Here is a 24,034-nt window from a genome sequence, read left to right as displayed (position 1 = left end):
CATGAGAAGCCCAGGGTGGTAAAAAAGCCTGTCGACGACCTGAACCGGCGGGTGACGGCCACAGGTCGCCGGGCCGCTCAGATGGCCAACGCATGCTGCCCCTGCACGTAGGTGTAACGTTGGCGCAGCTCGCGTGCTGGCTTGAGGAAACCCAGCATGGCATTGCGGGTATCCTCGCAGGCGGTCTTGTGTTCCATGTCGAGGAAGTGACCGGCATCGCGAATCACGCTGAACTGGCTCTTGCCCACATGGCGGCTGAACTGCCGGGCATCCTCGACGGTGGTGTACTCGTCACGTTCGCCGTTGATGAACAGCACCGGAATATCGATGTTGCGCGCGCCCTTCAATGCCCGCTCCAGATCATGATCCAGCACCTGGTTGATGTGAAAGTGCATCTGTGCGTACTCGTGGCTGTCCAGGCTGCTTACGTGGCGGTAGTTGAAGCGCTTGAACAGCGATGGCAGGTGCTTGCCGATGGTGTCGTTGACCAGGTTGCCGACCTGATAGCGATCGCAGGCCGACAGGTACTGGCAGCCGCGCTCCAGGTAGTCGCGCATCGGATCGTTGATCACCGGCGAGAACGAACTGACGATCGCCTTCTTCACCAGGCGTGGCTGGTGCGCCAGTGCCAGCAGGGTGCACGCGCCGCCCCAGGAGAACGACATCACGTGATCGGCACGGAAGTGCTCGATCAGCTCCAGCAGGATATGCGCCTCGGTCTCTTTCGTGAGCAGACGTTCCTGGCGGTTGTGTGGCTTGGACTTGCCGGCATAGGGCTGGTCGTACAGCACCACGTTGAATTGCGGATACAGATTGCGCACCGTCTGGGCAAAAGATGCCGTGGTGGCCAGCGAGCCGTTGATCAGGACGATCGTCTTCTCTGCCGTTTCCGCGCGATAGAACTCCGTGTAAACCCGGTACTGACCTTGGATATCAAGTACAGCGATTTCTGGCCTCATGTCATCGACTCCTGGCGCAAAAAGGGCACTCGCGTCATCTAGTGGCCTGCTCAGTCGTATCGATCGCTCGACAAGGCTGCGCAGAACCCTAGGGTGCACGTTCCATATGACAGGTAGGCATTCGCCTTGAAGTGAAACCGGGGGCCCAGTGCCGATCCCGGTTGCGCGGGTCGACGGGTATTGTTGTAGGCGGGCGATCTGCCGTGCCCCAAGGCATCGAGACCCTGGGTGGCCAGCAAAAGGCGTCTTGGACTCCATGAGTGACCGATGAGTCACATGAAGACTGACGAATTGGATTCAAGCAGCCGTGCGCGGATCGTGCAAGTGCCGCCTGGGGGATCTTTTGCGCAAAACCGCCGGATGGTCGTTCTGGCGGCGCCCATGGGCGTGGGCTGGGGTGGCATCGCGGGCGTTTGCCCGCGATGCACGTTCAGGCAGTGACGTTGGGCGAATCAGAGTGCGCCGAACACTTTCTTGGCCAGGCTGGTCGCGGCCTGTGCCGGGTTCTGGCGGATACTCTGTTCTTGCTTGGCAATCATTTCGAACAGCCCATCCAGGGCCTTTTCGGTCACATAGTTCTCGATATTGGCGTCGTCCTTGATCAGGCCCAGCCCCTTGGCCTGGCCGGCGAAGCTGTTGTACTGCTGGGCCAGACCGACCTTGTCGGTAGCCTGCTTGACGATCGGCAGGAACTTGGCGCGAATCTGCTCGCGGCTGCTCTTGTTCAGGTACTGGGTGGCCGAATCCTCACCACCGCTGAGGATGCCCTTGGCATCGGTGACGGTCATCTTTTTCACCGCATCCACGAGAATCGCCTGGGCTTGTGGCACGGCAGCCTCGGCAGCCTTGTTCATGCTGTTTTCCAGGGCATCGACCTGATCGCCCTTGCCAAACATCTTCATCGCTTTGGCGGCCTTGCCCAGGTTTCCGGGCAGTTCGATGCGCACGTCAGGGTTGTTGTTGAAGCCACCAGGGGTGCTCAACTGCTTGACGGCAATCTGCGCGCCCTGAGTCAGGGCGTCCTTGAGGCCGCCGGAGGCGTCGCTCTGGGACAGGTCGCCAAGCGACAGGGCCAGGGCGCTGGCCGACAGGAGCAAGCCGGCGCACAGGGTAGTGAAGCGCAAGGAGGAGCGAATCATGGAGACTTCCTTATGGGCAGAAATGAAGCGGAATCAGCGCACCTGATCGACTTTGATCCGCACAGGTTGCGGGTCGCTGCCGTCGAGTCGGACGCCGTGGTGTTCGGTGTTGATGAACAGCAACTTGCCATCGAGCTCGATACGCGCGCTGACGGCGTAGCGATGGCCCGGTTGGACTTTGGCTGGGTCGTAGCTGAGCTGGAACGGCAGTGGCACGTTGCCTTTGACCGGACCTGACTGGCTGGCCAGGGTGACAGCCGGGGCGTCCATCAGCGAGACATCCTGCAGGTTCACGCTGAGCGTGGCGGCAGGCGGCAGGGCGATGCGCTGCAGGTAGAAGACTTCGCCTTCCAGGCTGGCCTGGTGGGGCGGGGTATGGCTGGAGCAGGCTGTGAGCAGGGTGGCGCAGCACAGCGTGAGAAGTTTTTTCATGGAATCTCCGCAGTCCTTGGCGTGGGCTTGTGGCCGACCACTGGGACTTTAGCGCAATGGCGGGTGGGGAAGGAAATCTGTCCGGTGCTCAGCGCCATGCCCGGAGCATTTGCCGCGCTGGCCTTTTCGCTGGCAAGCCCGCTCCCACAAAATCTTGCAGGGGTGGGGTTGCCTGCGAAAAGGCCAACCCTGGATCAGGCGATAGCCTGTTCTCCGGTGTCGTCCCTATGCAGCGCCACCTGCCGGATCGACAAGCGCAGCTCCGCCGACAGCACCCGCTTGGCGACGCCTTCGGCCAGCTCGGCGAGTTTGTCGTGGTAGCCGAGCTTGCCATTGCCATCCGGCAGCAGCACGCCTTCACGCACCAGGGTCTGGATGAAGTGGCGGAACAGGGTCTTGTCGAAGAACTCCGGGGCATTGAGCCCATGCAGGATCGACAGGCGCTGGGCCATCATCACGCACAGGTCTTCCAGTTCTTCGGCGTTCAGGCTGTGCTGGCCACTGTTGAGCAGCAGCGAAGTGGCCATGTAGAAACGCTGTAGCGTCTGGGTGATGGCGCGGGCCAACAGGGTGAGCAGCACGAACTGGCGCGAGCTGGGCGCCGGACGCAGGTACACGCCGTTCTCGAAGCGCAGCAGGCCTTGCTCGACCAGTGCGCTCAGCCATTGGTCGATGGCCTCGTCGAGTTGCTCCGGTGTCCAGCGCAGGAACAATTCGGCCTGCAGGTACGGGTAAAGCGCCTGGACATATTGCCCCACCAGTTCGCGACTCATCCGCGAGCTGCTGAGGAAGAAACTGGCGAGCAGCGCCGGCAGGGCGAAGATGTGCAGGACGTTGTTGCGGTAATAGGTCATCAGCACCGCATTGGCTTCGTCCAGGTAGAGGATACGCCCCAGGGCGTCCTTCTGTTCGGCCAGCAACTCCATGCTCCTGACATGTTCGATCAGCGCCTTGCCGTCGCCTTCGGGCAGGGTCACGTGGCTTGAGTAGGGCACCTGGCGCAGCAGGGCCAGGTAGAGGTCGAGCACACGAATCAGGGCGCGCTCGTCGAGCGCCAGGCGGCTGGTCGAGAGCAGCGCGAGGGCCACCAGGTTGACCGGGTTGATGGCTGCCGCACCGTTCAGGTGTTGGGCAACCGTCTGGCCCAGGCGTGTGGTGGTGTCGTTGAGCCAGTCCGGGCGGAACTGCGGGGCAAGGTCTTGCTCGCGCCAGCCAGGTTGCTGCTGGTCCAGGAACGCGCCCAGGCGGATCGGTTCGCCGAAGTTGACATAGACCTGGCCGAAGCGTTGCTTGAGGGCGCCGATGACCTTGAAGATGTCGAAAATCGACTCTTTCTTCTTGCTCGCACCACGCAGCTCTCCCAGGTAGGTACGGCCTTCGAGTACGCGTTCATAGCCGATATAGACCGGCACGAAGACGATCGGCGTGCGCGAGGAACGCAGGAAGCTGCGCAGGGTGATCGCCAGCATGCCCGGGCGTGGCTGCAGCATGCGCCCGGTGCGCGAGCGTCCGCCCTCGACGAAGTACTCCACCGGGAAGCCTTTGGTGAACAAGGTGTGCAGGTACTCGTTGAACACTGCGGTGTACAGCGGGTTACCCTTGAACGTCCGGCGCATGAAGAACGCACCACCGCGGCGCAACAGGCCGCCGATCACCGGCATGTTGAGGTTGATGCCGGCGGCGATGTGCGGCGGCGTCAGGCCATTGCGGAACAACAGGTACGACAGCAGCAGGTAGTCGATGTGGCTGCGATGACACGGCACGTAGATCACTTCGTGGCCCGGTGCGATGCCTTGCACCTGTTCGATGTGGTTGACCTTGATGCCGTCGTAGATCTTGTTCCAGAACCAGCTCAGCACCACTTCCAGGAAGCGGATCGCGGTGTAGGTGTAGTCCGAGGCGATCTCGTTGCCGTAGTGCAGCGCCTTGGCCTCGGCCTTGGCGTAAGGGATCTTCTCGCGCTCGGCTTCATCGCTGATCGCCTGGCGTACCAGCGGGTCATGGACCAGGCCCTTGACCAGGTTGCGTCGGTGCGAGATGTCCGGCCCGATCACTGCGGTCTTGAGGTTGCGAAAATGCACGCGCAGCAGGCGCTGGGCCATGCGCACGGTACGCTCCTGGCCCTTGTTGTGCTGCACCAGTTCACGCAGGTGGATCGGCGCGGAGAACTGCACGCGGGTCTTGCGGCCGAGGATCAATACACTGAGCAGGCGGCGCAGACGGCCGGTGACTGCCCAGCTGTCGGCGAACAACAGTTTCCACGGGCTGGATTCGCTGGCCGGGGTCTGCCCCCAGAACACGCTGACCGGGATGATTTGCGCATCCTCTTCGGCATGCTCGCCAATGGCTGCGATCAGGCGCTCCAGGGTGGGGGGCGCGCCGCGTTTGTCCTGGCGGCCTAGCCAGTCCGGGTCTGGGGTGAGGTAGAAGAACGCCGCAGGTTCGTGCAGCGGCCCAACGGCAACGGGCAACACGGGGCGTGGCAGCCCCGCCTTGGTGCATTCGCGGTCGACCACCGCCAGGTCAGTGAGCGACGGCGAGGGCAAGGCATAGAACACCGGGCGGCTGCGGTCGAGCTGGAGCGTCAGCGAAGACTGATTGATGGTTTCGGATCGCACCCACAGATAGAGCACGCGACGCAGGGCGCCGAAGATCAGGCGGCGCAGGGGGGAACGGGTCATGGGGTGTCTGCCCTGGAAAATGTATCAGGTGATATACCAGCAAGTTAGGCTGCTGTATCTGCATAAGTTCAGCAAAAATCGGCCATCCACGGGCCAGTCATCAAATTTTTTTGTTCTCTGTCATATACTCGGTCCGCACCTTGCAGGAAATTTCCTCAAGCAGTGTCGGCACAGGGAGGAGACCCTGTGCCTGCAAGGCGATCTTCAAAATAAAAATCCGGAGTGTTTCAGATGTCGTCTCGTGAGACTGGGAATGTGAAGTGGTTCAACGATGCCAAGGGTTTTGGCTTCATTCAGCGCGAAGGGGGAGCGGATGTGTTCGTCCACTATCGTGCGATCCGCGGTGAGGGGCATCGTACCCTGGTCGAGGGACAGCAGGTCGAATACTCCCTGGTGCAGGGCCAGAAAGGCCTGCAGGCAGAGGACGTGGTCGGTCTCTGACACGTAGTCGGCACGCTTCAAGCTGCAGGTTGTCCGTGGAACTTGCAGCCTGATGCGAGCTTTTTCAGCTGGTGCGCCAGGTGATTTCCTCTTCACCGTCGGCGCTGATGCGGATCCAGCGATCGGCATCCTCTTCACCATCCTCCTCGACCCAACTGCCCGGCGCGCAGCGCACTTCGACATTGAGCGCAGCGAAGGCGGCGCGGGCGCAAGCGACGTCATCGGCCCACGGCGTCTGATCGCTTTCCAGGTACAGGCTGTTCCATTTCCCTACAGCCTTGGGTAACCAGGTGACCGGAATGTTACCGGCTGTGCACTTGAAGGTCTGGCCTTTCTGTTTCCATTCGCTGCATGGGCCCAGGGCCTGGGTCAGCCAGTCGGCGATCTGCTTGTGATCGACGTCGGCGTCCTTGAGGTAGATCTCGATATCGGGTTGGCGCATTTCAGGGCTCCGGGTGTGCTCAGTCTTGGCGCACGAAATAGTCATAACGCATGGAAACCGTGACGTCGAACGGCTCAGGCTGCTCGATCACGCTGGCACGTTTCTCGGCGCTGGCGCGCCAGCCGTGCGGGGTCATCGCCAGCAGGTCCGCGCGGGCCTTGCCTTCGCGCAGTGTCAGGGTGAACTCGAGCACCTCTTCATGGGCGTGCTGCATGCCGTCCGGGACCAAGGCCAGGTGCTTGTCGTCGGCGTAGGGGCGCACTTCATCGTAGAGCATCTGGCGCAGCTCCATCAGGTGGCCGCTGGTCGGTCCGACCCGCATCAGGCCGCCACCTGGGGCAAGCAGACGCTTGGCTTCGGCCCAGTCGAGCGGGCTGAAGACACTGGCGATGAAGTTGCAACTGGCGTCCGCCATCGGCACTCGAGCCATGCTGGCGACCATCCAGGTCAACTGCGGCGCGCGGCGGCAGGCCCGCTTGACTGCCTCGCGGGAGATGTCCAGCGCATAGCCGTCTGCCGTTGGCAGCGCCTGGGCGATCTGCGCGGTGTAATAGCCCTCGCCGCAGCCGATGTCGAGCCACGTTGCAGGCTGGCGCTCGGCGGCCAGTTGCGCCAGGCGCGCGGCTACCGGAGCGTAGTGACCGGCGTCGAGGAAGTCGCGGCGGGCCTCGACCATCGCTTGATTGTCGCCCGGGTCGCGGCTGTTCTTGTGCTGTACTGGCAGCAGGTTCAGGTAGCCTTGGCGGGCGCGGTCGAAGCGGTGGCCGGCAGGACAGGCCACGCCGTTGTCGAGCTGCGCCAGCGGCGCCTGGCAGAGGGGGCAGGCAAGCATCAGGCGAGCAACCGCACCAGGGTTTGGTAGTAGATTTCGGTCAGCAGGTCCAGGTCGCTGGCCAGGATGCGCTCGTCCACCTGGTGGATGGTGGCGTTGACCGGACCCAGTTCGACCACCTGGGTGCCCATGGTGGCGATGAAGCGGCCATCGGAGGTGCCGCCGCTGGTGGACGGCTGGGTGTCGCGACCGGTGACGGCCTTGATGCTCGATGACACCGCATCGAGCAGCTCACCCGGTTCGGTGAGGAACGGCAGGCCCGACAGCGCCCAGTCGATCGACCAGTCCAGCTGGTGCTTGTCGAGAATCGTCGCGACCCGCTGCTGCAGGCCTTCGACGGTCGACTCGGTGGAGAAGCGGAAGTTGAACAGCGCGATCAGGTCGCCCGGGACCACGTTGGTGGCGCCGGTGCCGGAGTTGAGGTTGGAGATCTGGAAGCTGGTCGGCGGGAAGAAGGCATTGCCCTCGTCCCAGTGCTCGGCGGCAAGTTCTGCCAGGGCCGGTGCGGCCAGGTGTATCGGGTTGCGGGCCAGGTGCGGGTAGGCCACGTGGCCCTGCTTGCCGCGCACGGTCAACTTGGCGCCGAGCGAGCCGCGACGGCCGTTCTTGACCACGTCCCCGAGCAGCGTGGTGCTCGACGGCTCGCCGACGATGCACCAGTCCAGGCGCTCGTTGCGGGCCTTGAGCAACTCGACCACGGCCTTGGTGCCGTGATGCGCCGGGCCTTCCTCGTCGCTGGTGATGAGGAAGGCCACCTTACCGCGGTGATTGGGGTAATCGTTCACGAAGCGCTCACTGGCGATCACCATCGAGGCCAGGCTGCCTTTCATGTCGGCAGCACCGCGGCCGCAGAGCATGCCGTCGGCGTCGATCAGGGCGTCGAAAGGCTCATGCTGCCATTGCTGCACGGGGCCGGTGGGCACAACGTCGGTGTGACCGGCGAAGCACAACACCGGGCCGTCCTGGTTGCCATGGGTGGCCCAGAAGTTGTCGACGTCCTCGAAGCGCATCGGCTCGAGCTGGAAGCCGACGGCACCCAGGCGGTTCATCATCTGGGTCTGGCAGTCGGCATCGACCGGCGTCACCGAGGGGCGACGGATCAGGTCGCAGGCCAGTTGAAGGGTGGGCGAGAGCTCGGCTGGGGCCGTCATGGGGGACTCCGGGGCAAGGCAAGGCGGGAAATCTTGGGGGCGTTATCTTATATCAAATGATTTCAGGCTTCACGGCCCATTCGCCAGCAAGTCGCAGCGGTGGTTCGCCCCTGCCAGCCCATGCACGGTCCACAGCACCGGTGCGGTACCTGCAGGAGCGGGCTTGCCCGCGAACGGGCTGCCAAGCAGCCCACGTTGCATCAGGCCTGCTGCGGTTCGGCGGCCTTTTCTCCAGGCTTGGGCAGCGACGACAGCAACGCCATCACCAATGCCGCCAGGTACGGCAGCGACTGCACCAGCAGCATTGCTACCCAGAAGCGCATGTCGGAACTGGGCAACCCTTGCACCAGGTAGATCCCGGCCGCGGCGCTCCACAGCAGCAACATGATGAACAGTTCTTCGCGCGCCTCGGAGATCGCCACCAGCACGCCATGGCTGTCGGCGTTCTTGGGGGTGCGGAAGAACGGCATGCTGCTGGTGAAGAAGCCGTACAGCACCGCCTTGGCGATGGTGTGCGACAACGCCAGGCCGGCCAGGGCGGCGGCGAAGGCGTCCTTCATGTTGACCCCCACCGCACGGCGGTAGAGGAAGACGATCTTGCCGACCTTGAAGAAGAACAGCGCCAGCGGCGGGATGGCAAAGATCATCAGCGGTGGATCGACGCGATGCGGCACGATGATCATCGCCGCCGACCACAACAGTGCGCCGACGGTGAAGAAAATGTTCATGCCATCGGCGATCCATGGCAGCCAGCCAGCCAGGAAGTGGTAGCGCTGGCCACGGGTCAGCTCGCTGTTCCTGCCGCGCAGCAGGGCGCCGGCGTGATGCTTGATGATCTGGATCGCACCATAGGCCCAGCGGAAACGCTGTTTCTTGAAGTCGATGAAGGTATCGGGCATCAGGCCCTTGCCATAGCTGTTGTGGGCGTAGGCAGCCGACAGCCCCTTCTCGAACACTCGCAGGCCCAGCTCGGCATCCTCGCAGATGCACCATTCGGCCCAGCCCAGCTCTTCGAGCACGCTGCGGCGGGTCATGGTCATGGTGCCGTGCTGGATGATCGCGTCACGGTCGTTGCGGGTGACCATGCCGATGTGGAAGAAGCCCTTGTATTCGCTGTAGCACAGCTTCTTGAAGGCGCTCTCGTGCTGGTCGCGGTAGTCCTGCGGCGACTGCACCACGGCGATCTTCGGGTCGGCGAAGTGCGGGACCATGTGCTTGAGCCAGTTGCGGTCGACGCAGTAGTCCGAGTCGATCACCGCGATCACTTCGGCGTCCTTGGCGGTGTGCGGGATCAGGTAGTTCAGCGCGCCGCCCTTGAAGCCGGCCAGCGGTGCCACGTGGAAGAAGCGGAAGCGCTCGCCGAGTTTCTCGCAGTGGGCCTTGAGCGGCTCCCACACGGCCGGGTCCTTGGTGTTGTTGTCGATCACCAGTACTTCGTAGTCTGGATAGTCCAGGGCGGCGAGGGCGTCGAGGGTCTGTTTCACCATCTCCGGTGGCTCGTTGTAGCACGGCACGTGCACCGAGACCTTGGGCCGGTACGCAGCGTCGCCCTGCACCGGCAGGAACTCGCGTCGTCGCTTGTGAATCCATACGGCCTCGGCCAGCTCGTGGGCCTCGGTGAGCAAGACGATGAACACGCCGATGGCGCCGAGGGCCAGAAGCAAGCCTACGGTCAGGCTGAACCAGGTGCTGTACTGCTGGCTGTAGTCGTAGGCGATCCACACCAGTACCGACCCGCAGAGGAAGGTGATGAAGGTCAGGAAGGTGCGTCCGCGTTGGCGCAGGGCCGAGCCGTCGATCAGCAGCACGGTCAGGGCGATCATCGCCAGCACCACCGAAGCCACGGCCAGGGCTCGCCATTGTGGAATGGCAACCACCGGCCCTTCGAAGTTGAATTTCTGCTGGCGTTCGGCGTTGAACACGCCCCAGTAGGCGCCCACCGAGCCTTCGTCGCTGGCTTTCCAGGGTTGGTCGTAGGCTTCGATCACGAAGTAGTTGAAGCCGCGGCGGTTCAAGGTGTTGACCAGGGTGCGCAGGTAGATCGCCTGGTCGGCCTGGGTCGCATCGGCGCCGCCGCGCATGCGGCCATTGCTCGGCCAGCCCACTTCCGACAGCAGCAAGGGTTTGCGCGGGAACTGGCGCTTGAGGTCGCGGGCGCGGTCGAGCACGAACTGGATCGAGTCGCCCACCGGTACGAACTCCCAGTAAGGCAGGATGTGCGCGGCGATGAGGTCGACGTGCTTGGCCAGTTCCGGATGCTCTTTCCAGATGTGCCATTGCTCACTGGTGGTAACGGGGACTTTGACTGCGGCGCGCACTCGGTCCAGGTACTTGATCAGCGCCTCTGGCGTGATTTCTTCGCGGAACAGTGCTTCGTTGCCCACCACCACTCGCACCACGCTGCGCGAGCTGTTGGCCAGGCCGATGGCTTTTTCGATCTCGCGCTCGTTGCGCTCCAGGTCCGTACTGATCCAGATGCCCAGGGTCACACGCAGGCCCAGCTCCTCGGCCAGGTGCGGAATCTCCGCCTGGGTGCCTTCGACGGTGTAGATACGGATGCTGTCGGTGAGCTTGCTGAGTTGCTCCAGATCCTGGCGCATCTCGTCTTCGCTGGGGTACTGGCCCTTTTGCGGGCTTTCACCGAGACGGAAGGGTGAGTAGGAGAAGCCGGAGATCTGTTCTGGCCAGGCAGGGGCCGACACCGGGCGGTTGATCAGCGCCCAGAAGCCGGTGAACAGCGCGGCAATGGCCAGCACCACTACCAGGTTGAGACCGAATTTGCGTGATGACATAGGTGATTCAGTTTCCGAGGCAGGGAGCGGGAAGCTCGCGTCGTGGATCCCGCTCTGTTGTCGTCCAGATCTGCTTGTTTGATAAGACATTAAAGCAGGATTGGTAGGCTGTTTCCTAATGAACGCGCGCCGCGCCAAGACCCCCCTCATGTCGACAAGCCCGCACCGGCGTGTCCGCATGGCATATAATGCGCGCCGGTTTTTTCGGGGTATGAACATGAGCACAGAAGATCCACGCTTTGCCGGTGTCGCCCGGCTGTACGGCGATGACGGCCTGCAACGTCTGCGTCAGGCCCACGTGGCAGTCGTCGGCATCGGCGGTGTGGGTTCCTGGGCGGCGGAAGCCCTGGCGCGCAGCGGCGTGGGTGAAATCAGCCTGTTCGATCTGGACGATGTCTGCGTCAGCAACACCAATCGCCAGGCTCATGCACTGGAGGGGCAGGTGGGGCGCTCGAAGGTCGAGGTCATGGCCGAGCGCCTGCGTGCGATCAACCCGGCCTGCACCGTGCATGCGGTCGCTGACTTCGTCACCCGTGACACCATGCTCGAATACATCACCGAGTCGCTGGATTGCGTGATCGACTGCATCGACAGCGTGCAGGCCAAGGCTGCGCTGATCGCCTGGTGCCGCCGACGCAAGATTGCGATTGTCACCACAGGTGGTGCGGGCGGACAGATCGATCCGACCCAGATCCAGATTGGCGACCTCAACAAGACCTTCAACGACCCACTGGCGTCGCGGGTACGTTCCACCTTGCGCCGGGACTACAACTTCTCGCGCAATGTCAGCCGTAATTACGGGGTGCCCTGTGTGTTCTCCAGCGAGCAACTGCGCTACCCCAAGGGCGATGGCAGTGTTTGCCTGCAGAAGAGCTTCGTGGGGGAAGGCGTGCGCCTGGATTGCTCGGGGGGCTTCGGCGCGGTGATGATGGTCACCGCGACCTTCGGCATGGTGGCCGTGAGCAAGGCTGTGGAGAAGCTGGTGGCGGGGGCGCGGCGGCCCTCGGAGCGGGTGAAGGCGCAATAAGCGCGGGGGCTTCTTCGCGGGTGCCGCAGCAGGGGGGGGACCGGCGAAGCAGGTGCCGCCGACTCAGGGGCTGGACACCAACTCCGTCATCCGCAACAACACCGCATGCAGCCCATTGCTGCGTGAAGGCGAAAGGTGCCGCTCCAGCCCCAGTTGTGTGAACCACGCACGCAGGTCCAACGCGGCCAACGCTTCGCTGTCCAGCCCCTGTACCCGCACCAGCAGCAGCGCCAATAGACCGCGCAGCAGCCGGGCATCGCTGGTGGCCCTGAAGCGCCACTGTCCGTCGACCTGGCCAGTCACCAACCAGACCAGGCTTTCGCAGCCATGTACGCGGTTGGCGTCGGTCTTGTCAGACTCGTCCAGTGGCTCCAGGCGATCGCCTATCTGCATCAACAGGCGTGCGCGCTGTTCCCAGCCTTTTGCGTGGGTGAAGGTGTCCAGTGCCTGCTGGGCGTCGGCAGGCAGGCTCACCGCAGCAGCTCCAGGCCCTGGTCGAGCGCATCGAAGAAGCGCTGCAGGTCGTCGCTGTCGTTGTACAGCCCCAGCGAAACGCGGATCGCGCCTTCCAGCCCCAGTCCCTTGAGCAATGGCATCGCGCAATGGTGGCCGGCGCGCACTGCGATCCCTTGTTCGGTCAGCAGGTGGGCGATATCGGCGTTGTGCACGCCATCGATGACGAAACTGGCCAGTGCGCTCTGTGGGGTGCCGAGCATGCGCACGCCTTCGCGGTCGGCCAGGCCGCGCACCAGGTGCTGGTGCAGGCTGGCTTCGTGGGCTGCCACGGCCGCAGGATCGAGGCTGGCAAGGTAATCGAGGGTCGCGCCCAGGCCGATGACACTGGCGATCGGCGGCGTGCCCGCCTCGAAGCCCAGTGGCGCGGGACGAAAGCTTGCCTCATGGTAGTCGGCCAGTTGCACCATCTCGCCGCCGAACTGCCAGTGGCGCAGCCGTGCCAGGGCCTCCGTGCGGCCATAGAGCGCGCCAACCCCATCCGGGCCATATAGCTTGTGGCTGGAAAATACGTAGAAATCGCAGCCCAACTGCTGCACGTCGTGGCGGCCATGAACCACGCCCTGGGCGCCATCGACCACGCTCAGAGCGCCTTGGGCGCGGGCATGAGCGAGCAGCGCAGGCAATGGCTGCCAGGTGCCGAGCACGTTGGACAGTTGGCTCAGCGCCACCAGGCGTGTGCGCGACCCGATCAGTTGCAGGGCCTGGTCGAGGTCGATCCGGCCATGTTCGTCCAGCGGCAGCACTACCAGGCGCAGATTGCGGCGCCGCGCCAATTGTTGCCAGGGCAGCAGGTTGGCGTGGTGCTCCAGCGCGCTGACGGCGATTTCGTCGCCGGCTTCGAAGCCATGCTCCAGCCCGTATGCCAGCAGGTTGAGCGCCGAGGTGGCGCCGTGGGTGAAGATGATCTGCCGGGAGTCAGCGGCGTTGAGCCAGGCAGCAACCTTGTCGCGGCTGGTCTCGAATGCCTGGGTCGCTAGCGCGCCAGGCAGGTGCTGGGCGCGGTGCACATTGGCTGCACCATGGCTGTAGTAGTGGCTCAGGGCATCAAGCAGGGCCTGGGGTTTCTGTGTTGTGGCGGCGCTGTCCAGGTAGGTCTGGTGCTGCCGTTGCAGGGCGGTGATGGCGGGAAAGTCGGCACGCCAGGGGGAGGGCTGGAACATGATTGCGGGGCCTGGAATGAAAATCGGGTCTGGCGTGGTGCCAGACCCGATCTTAACATCTCAGACGCCGAGAGTCCGCTGATCGCGGGCAAGCCCGCTTCTACAGAGGCCTGCAAGGTTCTCAGTTGTGTGCGTGCAGCGCCTCGTTCAGCTCGATGGCCGACTTGTGGGTCTTGCACTCGACTGCGCCGTTGAGCGAGTTGCGACGGAACAGCAGGTCGGTCTGGCCGGCCAGGTCACGGGCCTTGACCACCTTGACCAGCTCATTGTGCTCGTCGAGCAGGTTCACCTTGGTGCCAGCGGTGATGTACAGGCCGGCTTCGACAGTGTTGCGGTCGCCCAGCGGGATACCGATACCGGCGTTGGCGCCGATCAGGCAGCCTTCGCCAACCTTGATGACGATGTTGCCGCCACCGGACAGGGTGCCCATGGTCGAGCAACCACCGCCCAGGTCCGAGCCCTTGCCGACGAACACGCCTGCCGAGACACGGCCTTCGATCATGCCCGGGCCTTCGGTGCCAGCGTTAAAGTTGACGAAGCCTTCGTGCATGATGGTGGTGCCTTCGCCGATATAGGCGCCCAGGCGCACGCGGGCGGTGTCGGCGATACGCACGCCGCTCGGGACCACGTAGTCGGTCATCTTCGGGAACTTGTCCACCGAGAACACTTCCAGCAGCTCGCCCTTCAGGCGTGCTTCCAGTTGCTGCTCGGCCAGTTCGGCCAGGTCGATGGCACCCTGGTTGGTCCAGGCCACGTTCGGCAGCAGCGGGAAGATGCCGGCCAGGGAAACGCCGTGCGGCTTGACCAGGCGGTGCGACAGCAGGTGCAGCTTGAGGTAGGCCTCGGGGGTCGAGGTCAGCGCGCCGTCTTCGGCGAGCAGGGTGGCGACCAGCGGCTTGTGGCTTTCGGCCAGGCGGGTCAGCAATGCGTGCTGGGTGGCGTCCACGCCCTTGACCGCGTCGGCGAGCTGGGCGGCCTGGGCCGGGCTGAAGGCGATCGCCTGGTTGCCGCCTTCGTAACCGAGGATCGGAGCGACGGCCGCGACCAGCTCGGTGGACGGGTTGAGCAGGGGCTGAGCGTAGAAGACTTCCAGCCAGGTGCCCTGGCGGTTCTGGGTGCCGACACCGAAGGCCAGGCTGAACAGAGTGGTGGACATGCAATTACCTCGTGCGAAATAGGGTGTGGAGCGGATCAGGCCAGTGCCGCGGCGTACAGGTCGGGCTTGAAGCCCACCAGGGTGCGGTCACCCAGATCGAGCACCGGGCGCTTGATCATCGACGGTTGAGCCAGCATCAGCTCGATGGCCTTTGCCTGGTTCAGGTCGGCCTTGCTGGCCTCGTCGAGCTTGCGGAAGGTGGTGCCGGCGCGGTTCAGCACGACTTCCCAGCCGTGCTCGTCGCACCAGCGCTCGAGGCTGTCACGGTCGATGCCTTGGGTCTTGTAGTCGTGGAGCGCGTAACCGATGGCCTGTTCTTCAAGCCAGGTGCGGGCCTTTTTCATGGTGTCGCAGGCTTTGATGCCGTAGAGAGTGTAAGCCATTGAATGCCTGGGGCTGCCGGGCCGGACCTGGCGTCCCCGATACTCCTTGAAGAATGGGTGGGGCGATTATGCGGTATCGATGGGCCTGGCGCCACGGCTTGCTGTCCGGCTAGGCGATCGATCTGTATCACGACCTCTCAGGTAGCATTGTGTTACATATTCCCGGGTGGCGTTCGACCATGGTTCAGCGGTGCATCATCACCGCCCGACGCTAACATATTGTTTCAAGGGCGAAGTCTGGCCTTTTTTTCGTGTCTGCTTTCATACAGGAAGTCTTGCCAATGCAGTCAGCCTATACCGTTCTTATCCTGCTGATGCTGGTGAGCCTTTCCAAGCTGGTCGGACGCATGGTGCCGCTGCCCTTGCCGCTGGTGCAGATCGCGGCCGGCGCGCTGCTGGCCTGGCCCACGCTTGGGCTGCATGTGGCCCTCGATCCCGAGCTGTTCCTGTTTCTGTTCCTGCCGCCGCTGCTGTTCGCCGATGGCTGGCGCATCCCCAAGCGTGAGCTCTGGCGCATTCGTGGCCCGGTGGTGGCCTTGGCCGTGGGGTTGGTGCTGTTCACCGTGGTGGGGGCGGGGTACTTCATTCACTGGATCCTGCCAAGCATTCCACTGCCGGTAGCGTTCGCCCTGGCCGCGGTGCTCTCGCCCACTGATGCGGTGGCGGTTTCGGCGATTACCCAGGATCGCCTGCCAACCCCCTTGATGCATATGCTCCAGGGCGAAGCACTGATGAACGATGCTTCGGGCCTGGTGACGTTCAAGTTCGCGTTGGCAGCTGCCATTACCGGGGTATTTTCGTTGACCGATGCCAGCCTGACGTTCGTGCTGGTAGCCATCGGCGGGCTTGCGGTTGGCGTGGGCCTCAGCTGGCTGGTGGGGCGCCTGCGTGCCTGGATGATCGCCCGGGGCTGGGACGATCCGGCGACGCATGTGGTGTTCATGCTGCTGTTGCCGTTTGCCGCCTATGTGCTGGCCGAACGACTCGGTGTCTCGGGCATTCTCTCGGCGGTGGCGGCAGGGATGATGCAGAGCTGGCTCGACCTGTTGCCGCGCCAGACCAGCACGCGCCTGCTCAACCGCAGCGTCTGGTCGCTGCTGGAGTTCGCCTTCAATGGTCTGATCTTCCTGCTGCTGGGCTTGCAATTACCCGACATCATCAAGGCAGTTGTCAGCCACGAAACGTCGTTGTGGCCGACCCTGGCCTGGCGTTGCCTTGATGTGGTGGCGATCTTCGTGGCGTTGGTGCTGCTGCGGTTCGTCTGGGTACAGAGCGTGTGGCGCGCTATCGGCGTGGTGCGCCGCTGGCGCGGTAAGTCGGCGTTGGTGCTGATGCCCAGCGCACGTTCGTGCTGGCTGTTGACCCTTGGCGGTGTGCGTGGGGCTGTGACCTTGGCGGGTGTGATGTCGGTACCCTTGCTGATCGGGGCCGGCCAGGCGTTCCCGGAGCGTGATCTGCTGATCTTCATTGCCGCCGGGGTGATCCTGCTGTCGCTGATCAGTGCCTGCATCGCCCTGCCGATCCTGTTGCGCGGGGTGACCAAGAGCCCGGACGAGCGCCTGCACCAGGAGGTGCAGGAAGCCTGGAGGCGTACTGCGGAAGCCGCCATCCATGCCTTGGAGGCTGAGGAGGTCGTCGATGCCAATGCCCCGCAGGATGCCGCCCAGGCGACGCTGGCGACCGAGCTGAAGGCGCGCCTGATGGCAGAGTACCGGGACGAGCTGGACAGCTACAACGACAGCGCCGAAGCGCGTGCATTGGCCGAACAGATGGATCTTCTGGAGCGTCGGCTGCGCCTGCGCGCATTGCGCGCGCAGCGGCTGGAGCTCTACAGCCTGCACCGCCAGCACCTGGTGGGGGATGAAGTCGTGCGCCAGGTGCTGGGGGAGTTGGACATGAGCGAGGCGAACCTGGGGCAGGTTCGTTAGCGTCAGTCGTGCGGGTAGGCCAGGCGCATCAGGTCGATGTCTTTCGCACTGAGCTCTGTGTTCTGGCCTATCTCGGAATTATCCAAGGTCATCCAGGCCGCAATCGGGTAATGCATTATGGATAGCGGATCGTACTGGGTTTTGATCAGTCCGCTGTCGGGCCGTTTGTTCAGGTATTGCTCCCTGACGTCTTGCTCTGACCAGCCAGCCGCACGCTTGTGAGCTTCGATTAGCAACGGCTCGTTCCAGGGGATGCTGGCATCGGGGTGCAGATGTTCATGTTCGAACCCCAGCGCATGGCCGAACTCGTGTAACACGGTGGATTCGAATGTTTCATCCCCCGGTATGACATTCAGCGCCATGGTGTCGTCTTCATAAGCCAGTGCATCGGTGCCGATGTCTGATTCGTTGTGCTCTGCATGCTTGCCTGTGAGGATCCTGATCTGGGCATGTTTGTCATCATCCTCTGATAGATCAAGCGTCAGGTTGGCGTCGGAAAGTTCCACCCACTGGCAAGCCAGTTCGAAGATCGACATCTTGAGCTTTCTGTCCGGAGCACCGAGAAACGAGACCCACAAAGTACGACCGGGTGTCCATAGTCGGCCGGTCTGGATCAGTCCGCGCTTGTTTCGACCGCCGTTGCTCTGGCCCCTGTTGCGGGGGTTCTCGGTAACGGCCAGATCATGGGAAAGCTGCTGATCGGTGCGGTGACGGCAGCGGGGTGGGAAGGGTGTATGCATAGGAGCGCTCCTGGTGTGCTTGGAGCTCAGGATGATCTGCGACGGATCAAGCTACGTGGCATTACATAAGTCTGTGTGGTGACGCGCGTTCAGGCATCACCGCCCCCGGGTGCTGATGCTCATGATCATGTCAAGGCCATGACCGAACTCGAGATTTGCATGCTCCAGCCCTTGGCAGGCGGCCCTCAGGATATCGCTCAGCCCCTTGGTCGGGAGCGAACAATGTGCCAGTGCAGGGGCGAGGGGGCGGTAGATAGTTGCCTCGGGGCTGACATCGACGCCAGCCCCGAGGCGAGGGGCATTTCAGCGCCCTGCGAGAAACCCGCGAATCCTTTCGGCCGCCTCGATACACTCGGCCAGCGGCGCAACCAGCGCCATGCGCACGCGTCCTGCTCCGGGATTGACGCCATCCACTTCACGCGACAGGTACGAGCCAGGCACCACGGTCACATGCTCGGCCTCGAACAGGTCGCGGGTAAAGTCGGCGTCGCTACCCGGCACCTTGGCCCACAGGTAGAAGCTGCCGTCCGGGCGCTGTACATCCATCACTGGCTGCAGGATCTCGAGCACGGCGTCATATTTGGCGCGGTACTGATCGCGGTTCGCCCGCACATGGGCCTCGTCCTGCCAGGCGGCCACGCTGGCCAGTTGCGTCTGCACCGGCATGGCGCAACCGTGGTAGGTGCGGTACAGCAGGAATGGCTTGATGATCCTGGCGTCGCCCGCGACGAAGCCCGAGCGCAGGCCAGGCAGGTTGGAGCGCTTGGACAGGCTGTGGAACACCACGCAGCGCGCAAAATCGCTGCGGCCGAGTTCGGCGCAGGCACTCAGCAGGCCAGGCGGCGGGGCGTCTTCGTCGAAGTACAGCTCGCTGTAGCACTCGTCGGCGGCGATCACGAAATCGTGCTCGTCGGCCAGGGCGATCAGTTTTTTCAGGGTGTCCATCGGCACCAGCGCGCCAGTGGGGTTGCCTGGGGAGCACAGGAACAGGATCTGGCAACGTTTCCAGATCTCGGCAGGTACCGCGTCGAAATCCGGATTGAAACCGTTGCTTTCCAGGCATGGCAGGTAGTGCGGGGTGGCGCCGGCCAGCAGCGCCGCGCCCTCGTAGATCTGGTAGAACGGGTTGGGGCTGACGACCAGGCCGTCATCGGCGCGGTTGACCACTGTTTGAGTGAAGGCGAACAGCGCTTCGCGGGTGCCGTTGACCGGCAGGATGTGCTGGTCGGCATCGAGCCAGCCGGCGGGTACGCCGAAGCGGCGCTCGCACCACTGACCGATGGCCTGGCGCAGGGCCGGCAGGCCGAGTGTGCTGGGGTAGACCGCCAATTTGTCGAGGTTGTCGGCCAGGGCCTTGGCGACGAACGCCGGGGATTCGTGCTTCGGCTCACCGATCGACAGGGCAATGGCGCGTTTGTCCGCGGCAGGCTTCACGCTGCCGAGCAGGGCGCGGAGCTTTTCGAAGGGGTAGGGCTGAAGCTGGGTCAAGGCATGGTTCATCGGCGCAAGGTCTCGTAATCGTCAGAAGGTCACGCGGGTGGGGCTGGTATCGCTGGACTGGCCGGCCTGCAACTGTTCGACGATGGCTTCCTGCAGACGGCTGCACAGTTGCGGGTCGGAGAGCGGCTGGTTGTCGGCATCGGTGATGAAGAACACGTCTTCCACGCGCTCGCCGAGGGTGGCGATCTTGGCGTTCTGCAGCGACAGGTCGAACTCCAGGAAGATCCGTCCCAGGCGCGCCAGCAGGCCGGGCCGGTCGGGGGCCGTGATCTCGAGGATGGTCACCGGGCGCTGGGCGTCGTTGAGGATGGTCACCTGCGGCGCGAAGTTGAAGTGCTTGAGCTGGCGCGGCACGCGTCGCTGGATGATGGTCGGGTAATCCTCGGGATTGCGCAGTGCCTCGGTCAGCCCTTCGCGTATCTGCTTGACCCGCTGCGGGTTGTCACCGATCGAGCCGCCGTCGTTGTCGAGCACGATGTAGGTGTCGAGGGTGAACTGGCTGCTGGAGGTAATGATGCGGGCGTCATGGATGTTCAGGTTGAGCTGCGACATCGCCGCCACGGTCACGGCGAAGAAATCGTGCTGGTCGGGCGCGTAGATGAAGATCTGCGTGCCGCCTTCGAACTCGCGCTGGGTGGTTTCCTTGATCAGCACCAGCGGACCGCCATCGGCCGGCTGCTGAAGTATTGCATCGCTGTGCCAGGCCACGTCCGCTGCGGTGTGCTTGAGGAAATAGTCGTCGCCCAGCTGCGACCAGAGTTGCTCTACATCGTCCGGGTCGGTGCCTTCGCGCACGAGAATGTCCAGCGCCGCGCTCTGGGTCTGGCGGATCTGTTCTTCACGGTCCAGCGGGTTTTCGAGGCCCCGGCGCAGCGCGCGCTTGGTTTCGGTGTAGAGCTGGCGCAGCAGGCTGGCGCGCCAGGAGTTCCACAGGCTGGGGTTGGTGGCGTTGATGTCGGCCACGGTCAGCACGTAGAGGTAGTCCAGGCGGGTTTCGTCGCCGACGAACAGTGCAAAATCGTTGATCACCTGTGGGTCGGAGAGGTCCTTGCGCTGGGCCGTGGTGGACATCGCCAGGTGGCTCTGCACCAGCCAGGCAATCAGGCGCGAGTCCCAGGCCGGCAACTGGTGGCGCTCGCAGAAGGCTTGCGCGTCCACCGCGCCGAGCTCGGAGTGATCGCCCTGGCGACCCTTGCCGATATCGTGATAGAGGCCGGCGAGGTAGATCAGCTCAGGCTTGGGCAGGCGTCCCATGAGCTTGCTGGCCAGCGGGAATTTCTCCGACACCGGGGTGTACTGCAATTTGCGCAGGTGCTTGATGAGGTTGAGCGTGTGCGCATCGACCGTATAGATGTGGAACAGGTCGTGCTGCATCTGTCCGACGATCAGGCCGAATTCCGGCAGGTAGCGACCGAGGATGCCATAGCGGTTCATGCGCCGCAGGTTGCGGTGGATGCCGATCTCGCACTTGAACAGCTCGATGAACAGACTGGTATTGCGGATGTCGTTGCGGAACTTGTCGTCGATCAGGTGCCGATGTTCGCGCAGAAGGCGTACGGTATCGGCGCGTACGCCCTTGATCTCCGGATGCTGGGCCATCAGCACGAAGATCTCCAGCATGGCGAACGGGGTGCGCTTGAAGACGTTCGGATTGACCGCTTCTATATAGCCATCATGCAGGCGAAAGCGCGTGTTCAGCGGTTGGGTGCTGCCGTTGTCGTCAGCGAGGATCACTTCCTCGAAGTGCTGGATGATCAGGTCGCACAACTGGCTGATGCTCATCACCACCCGATAGTACTGCTGCATGAACTGCTCGATGGCGCGCTTGGGGTTCTCGTCGCTGTAGCCGAGCAGCGCCGCGATGCTGCGCTGGTGATCGAACAGCAGGCGGTCTTCGGCACGTCCGGCAAGCATGTGCAAGGCGTAGCGCACGCGCCAGAGGAAGGCCTGCGAGGAGGCCAGCAGGTCGTTCTCGCTTTCCAGCAGAAAACCTTCACCGGCCAGTGCGTGCAGGTTGAGGGTGCCGTACTGGCGACGGGCAACCCAGAGTACGGTCTGGATGTCGCGCAGGCCGCCTGGCGAACCTTTGACGTTGGGCTCCAGGTTGTACTCGGTGTCGTTGTACTTGTGGTGCCGTGCCTTGAGCTCGGCGCGCTTGGCCAGGAAGAACTCCTTGCTCGGCCACATGTGCGCAGTGCTGGTGACTTCCAGCATGCGCTCGCGCAGCGTCTCGGGGCCGGCGACGGTGCGGCTTTCCATCAGGTTGGTGATCACTGTCAGGTCGGCGCGCGCCTGCTCGGCGCATTCCTCGACCGTGCGCACGCTCTGACCGACCTCCAGGCCGATGTCCCACAGCAGTGTCAGGAAGCGCTCGATGGCGTCGCGATACTGCTCGTGTTCCGCCTGGTCGAGCAGGATCAGCAGGTCGATGTCCGACCAGGGGTGCAGCTCGCCGCGGCCATAGCCGCCGACCGCGACCAGGGCAATGCCGTCCGGATTGCCCCAGTCGAACTGGTTCCAGGCCTGCTGCAGGATATTGTCGACGAACCAGGCGCGGTCCTCGATCAAGCTCCGGATCTCGACACCCTCGCGAAAGCGTCTGTCGAAGACGTCTGCTGCCTGGCGCAGAGCCTTCTTGAAGGCGGGGATGGGGCTTGCCTTGAGCGCCAGTTCCGCCTGGAACTGGCCACGGTCGAACAGCTCTGGATCCACCTGGGGCATCGAGTCGCCTTCCTGAGTTGAATTACGCCGAGGTACGGGGAATGGTGTCGTCTTTGCGCAGGGTGAAGATTTCATAACCCGTGGCGGTGACCACCAGCGTATGTTCCCACTGTGCCGAGAGCTTGCGATCCTTGGTGATGGCGGTCCAGCCATCGCCCAGCACCTTGGTGTCGGCCTTGCCCTGGTTGATCATGGGCTCGATGGTGAAGGTCATGCCTTCTTTCAGTTCCATGCCGGTGCCGGCCTTGCCGTAGTGGAGGATCTGGGGTTCTTCATGGAAGACCTTGCCGATGCCATGGCCGCAGAACTCGCGAACCACCGAGAAGCCGTTCTTTTCGGCGTGTTTCTGGATCACTTCGCCAATGTCGCCCAGGCGGCAGCCAGGCTTGATGAGCTCGATGGCCTTGTACAGGCACTCTTGCGTGACTTTGGACAGGCGTTCGGCCCAGGGCGCGACGGTGCCGACATGGAACATGCGGCTGGTGTCGCCGTGGTAGCCATCCTTGATCACGGTCACGTCGATGTTGATGGTGTCGCCATCCTTGAGCGGTTTCTCGTTGGGAATGCCGTGGCAGACCACATGGTTGATCGAGGTGCAGATCGACTTGGGGAAGCCTTTGTAGTTGAGCGGTGCCGGGATCGCCTGCTGGACGTTGACGATGTAGTCGTGGCACAGGCGGTCGAGTTCCTCGGTGGTCACGCCAGGCTTGACGTGCTCTTCGATCATTTCGAGGACTTCGGCGGCCAGGCGGCCGGCGATGCGCATCTTCTCGATGTCTTCTGCGGTCTTGATGGTGACGGTCATTACAGGCTCTCTACGGCGCCGGGCGGCGCGCAACAAACGGGAAAGGCCGGATTCTAACAGAGCAGGGCGTCGTTCTGTGGGGAGAAAACCGCGGATCCGGTGGTCTATGTGAGGCATTCTGGCGCGATTGTCGAACCGCTGCAAAAGCCGCTGACGGATGAAGCACCTTGCGGGTTCCGTTCGTCTTCTGTCTGTGGTATAAAATGCGCCGCTTTCGGGGAGGTCCCCGTCAGCTCAAACCCACACACGTGTCGACACGATGGCCTGGGTGCCCGGGATCTTCGGATCCATGGGTTGGTCATTGGGATACGTGGAGGCCCAACCCGACTTATCAAGGAACTATCATGTCCCAAGTCAACATGCGCGATATGCTGAAGGCCGGTGTGCACTTCGGCCACCAGACCCGTTACTGGAACCCGAAAATGGGCAAGTACATTTTCGGTGCGCGCAACAAGATCCACATCATCAACCTGGAAAAAACCCTGCCGATGTTCAACGACGCTCTGTCGTTCGTAGAGCGCCTGGCCCAGGGCAAGAACAAGATCCTGTTCGTCGGCACCAAGCGTTCCGCTGGCAAACTGGTCGCCGAGCAAGCTGCTCGTTGCGGTTCGCCATACGTTGATCACCGCTGGTTGGGCGGCATGCTGACCAACTACAAGACCATCCGTGCTTCGATCAAGCGTCTGCGCGACCTGGAAACCCAGGCCGAAGATGGCACCTTCGCCAAGCTGACCAAGAAAGAAGCCCTGATGCGCTCGCGCGACCTGGAAAAACTGGATCGCAGCCTGGGTGGTATCAAGGACATGGGCGGTCTGCCTGATGCTCTGTTCGTCATCGACGTCGATCACGAGCGCATTGCAATCACCGAAGCCAACAAGCTGGGCATCCCGGTCATCGGCGTTGTCGATACCAACAGCAGCCCTGAAGGCGTTGACTTCGTGATCCCAGGCAACGACGACGCAATCCGCGCCATCGAGCTGTACATGACTTCGATGGCTGACGCCGTCATCCGCGGTCGCAACAACGTTGCCGGCGGTACCGAAGTCTACGCTGAAGAAGCGGCGGCACCAGCTGCTGAGTAATTGACGCCTGGCGTCTACTTGGCACGCGAAAAGGGGGCTTGGCCCCCTTTTTGCCACCTGAAATCCTCTTGTCAGCAAGCACGCCGCATCATGTGTGACGCTGGTGTGAAGACAGTGGATTTCCAGAATTGAACGCCCGTGATGAAC

General features: G+C 63.1%; 20 protein-coding genes. 4 read left to right on the top strand and 16 right to left on the bottom strand.

Annotated features, from left to right (window positions below; genetic code table 11):
- Window positions 1-77: 77 nt before the first annotated feature.
- From AB688_RS22375 to plsB, 4 genes are all read right to left on the bottom strand, one after another.
- Window positions 78-959: an alpha/beta fold hydrolase gene (locus tag AB688_RS22375; RefSeq protein WP_063545930.1), complete on the bottom strand. Its 882-nt coding sequence runs from the start codon at window positions 957-959 to the stop codon at window positions 78-80.
- Between the two features lie 452 nt (window positions 960-1,411).
- Window positions 1,412-2,098, bottom strand: a complete 687-nt coding sequence (locus tag AB688_RS22370; protein ID WP_054894470.1) for a DUF4197 domain-containing protein — start codon at window positions 2,096-2,098, stop codon at window positions 1,412-1,414.
- A 33-nt stretch (window positions 2,099-2,131) separates the two neighbouring features.
- The gene (locus AB688_RS22365) at window positions 2,132-2,530 is read right to left on the bottom strand and encodes a YbaY family lipoprotein (RefSeq protein WP_063545929.1); all 399 of its coding nucleotides are present in this window, start codon (window positions 2,528-2,530) and stop codon (window positions 2,132-2,134) included.
- 194 nt (window positions 2,531-2,724) lie between these two features.
- On the bottom strand, window positions 2,725-5,211 hold the full coding sequence (plsB, locus tag AB688_RS22360) for a glycerol-3-phosphate 1-O-acyltransferase PlsB (RefSeq protein ID WP_063545928.1): 2,487 nt from the start codon (window positions 5,209-5,211) through the stop codon (window positions 2,725-2,727).
- Window positions 5,212-5,442: 231 nt separating this feature from the next.
- Between plsB and AB688_RS22355 the strand changes: the two genes are divergently transcribed.
- Complete coding sequence (locus AB688_RS22355; protein ID WP_029614930.1) at window positions 5,443-5,652, top strand: cold-shock protein; 210 nt, start codon at window positions 5,443-5,445, stop codon at window positions 5,650-5,652.
- A 64-nt stretch (window positions 5,653-5,716) separates the two neighbouring features.
- Here AB688_RS22355 and AB688_RS22350 read toward each other — a convergent pair whose 3' ends face one another.
- From AB688_RS22350 to AB688_RS22335, 4 genes are all read right to left on the bottom strand, one after another.
- Window positions 5,717-6,094, bottom strand: coding sequence for a hypothetical protein (locus AB688_RS22350; protein ID WP_054894467.1), 378 nt, complete (start codon window positions 6,092-6,094; stop codon window positions 5,717-5,719).
- Between the two features lie 19 nt (window positions 6,095-6,113).
- Window positions 6,114-6,926, bottom strand: coding sequence for a putative RNA methyltransferase (locus tag AB688_RS22345; protein ID WP_054894466.1), 813 nt, complete (start codon window positions 6,924-6,926; stop codon window positions 6,114-6,116).
- Window positions 6,926-8,077, bottom strand: coding sequence for a succinyl-diaminopimelate desuccinylase (gene dapE / locus AB688_RS22340; protein ID WP_063545927.1), 1,152 nt, complete (start codon window positions 8,075-8,077; stop codon window positions 6,926-6,928). The genes AB688_RS22345 and dapE overlap by 1 nt, the downstream gene beginning before the upstream one ends.
- A 200-nt stretch (window positions 8,078-8,277) precedes the next feature.
- Window positions 8,278-10,869 (bottom strand): glycosyltransferase, encoded by a 2,592-nt coding sequence (locus AB688_RS22335; protein WP_054894464.1) that lies wholly within the window; start codon window positions 10,867-10,869, stop codon window positions 8,278-8,280.
- 217 nt (window positions 10,870-11,086) lie between these two features.
- On the opposite strand from AB688_RS22335, the gene tcdA reads away from it, so the two are divergent.
- The gene (gene tcdA / locus AB688_RS22330; RefSeq protein ID WP_065862293.1) at window positions 11,087-11,896 is read left to right on the top strand and encodes a tRNA cyclic N6-threonylcarbamoyladenosine(37) synthase TcdA; all 810 of its coding nucleotides are present in this window, start codon (window positions 11,087-11,089) and stop codon (window positions 11,894-11,896) included.
- Between the two features lie 63 nt (window positions 11,897-11,959).
- Here the strand turns inward: tcdA and AB688_RS22325 are convergent, their stop codons facing one another.
- From AB688_RS22325 to AB688_RS22310, 4 genes are all read right to left on the bottom strand, one after another.
- On the bottom strand, window positions 11,960-12,370 hold the full coding sequence (locus tag AB688_RS22325; RefSeq protein ID WP_063545926.1) for a SufE family protein: 411 nt from the start codon (window positions 12,368-12,370) through the stop codon (window positions 11,960-11,962).
- Complete coding sequence (locus AB688_RS22320) at window positions 12,367-13,572, bottom strand: cysteine desulfurase (protein ID WP_063545925.1); 1,206 nt, start codon at window positions 13,570-13,572, stop codon at window positions 12,367-12,369. Before AB688_RS22320 ends, AB688_RS22325 begins: the two co-directional genes overlap by 4 nt.
- A 121-nt stretch (window positions 13,573-13,693) precedes the next feature.
- A complete protein-coding gene (gene dapD, locus AB688_RS22315; protein ID WP_054891087.1) occupies window positions 13,694-14,728 on the bottom strand; it encodes a 2,3,4,5-tetrahydropyridine-2,6-dicarboxylate N-succinyltransferase in 1,035 nt (344 codons plus the stop codon).
- A gap of 35 nt (window positions 14,729-14,763) precedes the next feature.
- Window positions 14,764-15,111 (bottom strand): ArsC family reductase, encoded by a 348-nt coding sequence (locus AB688_RS22310; protein WP_063545924.1) that lies wholly within the window; start codon window positions 15,109-15,111, stop codon window positions 14,764-14,766.
- A 281-nt stretch (window positions 15,112-15,392) separates the two neighbouring features.
- On the opposite strand from AB688_RS22310, the gene AB688_RS22305 reads away from it, so the two are divergent.
- Window positions 15,393-17,039: a Na+/H+ antiporter gene (locus AB688_RS22305; protein ID WP_054891085.1), complete on the top strand. Its 1,647-nt coding sequence runs from the start codon at window positions 15,393-15,395 to the stop codon at window positions 17,037-17,039.
- A gap of 2 nt (window positions 17,040-17,041) precedes the next feature.
- Here the strand turns inward: AB688_RS22305 and AB688_RS22300 are convergent, their stop codons facing one another.
- The 4 genes from AB688_RS22300 to map all read right to left on the bottom strand — a co-directional run bounded on the left by AB688_RS22300 (window position 17,042) and on the right by map (window position 22,805).
- A complete protein-coding gene (locus tag AB688_RS22300; RefSeq protein WP_063545923.1) occupies window positions 17,042-17,779 on the bottom strand; it encodes a M12 family metallopeptidase in 738 nt (245 codons plus the stop codon).
- Between the two features lie 303 nt (window positions 17,780-18,082).
- Window positions 18,083-19,279, bottom strand: a complete 1,197-nt coding sequence (dapC, locus tag AB688_RS22295) for a succinyldiaminopimelate transaminase (RefSeq protein ID WP_063545922.1) — start codon at window positions 19,277-19,279, stop codon at window positions 18,083-18,085.
- Between the two features lie 21 nt (window positions 19,280-19,300).
- A complete protein-coding gene (locus AB688_RS22290; protein WP_054891083.1) occupies window positions 19,301-22,000 on the bottom strand; it encodes a [protein-PII] uridylyltransferase in 2,700 nt (899 codons plus the stop codon).
- A 22-nt stretch (window positions 22,001-22,022) separates the two neighbouring features.
- The gene (map, locus tag AB688_RS22285; protein WP_054891082.1) at window positions 22,023-22,805 is read right to left on the bottom strand and encodes a type I methionyl aminopeptidase; all 783 of its coding nucleotides are present in this window, start codon (window positions 22,803-22,805) and stop codon (window positions 22,023-22,025) included.
- Window positions 22,806-23,149: 344 nt separating this feature from the next.
- Between map and rpsB the strand changes: the two genes are divergently transcribed.
- On the top strand, window positions 23,150-23,887 hold the full coding sequence (gene rpsB / locus AB688_RS22280) for a 30S ribosomal protein S2 (RefSeq protein ID WP_054891081.1): 738 nt from the start codon (window positions 23,150-23,152) through the stop codon (window positions 23,885-23,887).
- The last annotated feature ends 147 nt before the right edge of the window (window positions 23,888-24,034 follow it).

It is taken from the genome of Pseudomonas putida (genome assembly GCF_001636055.1).
Lineage (GTDB): Bacteria > Pseudomonadota > Gammaproteobacteria > Pseudomonadales > Pseudomonadaceae > Aquipseudomonas > Aquipseudomonas machongensis.
This window is presented reverse-complemented; position numbering and strand designations above follow the sequence as displayed.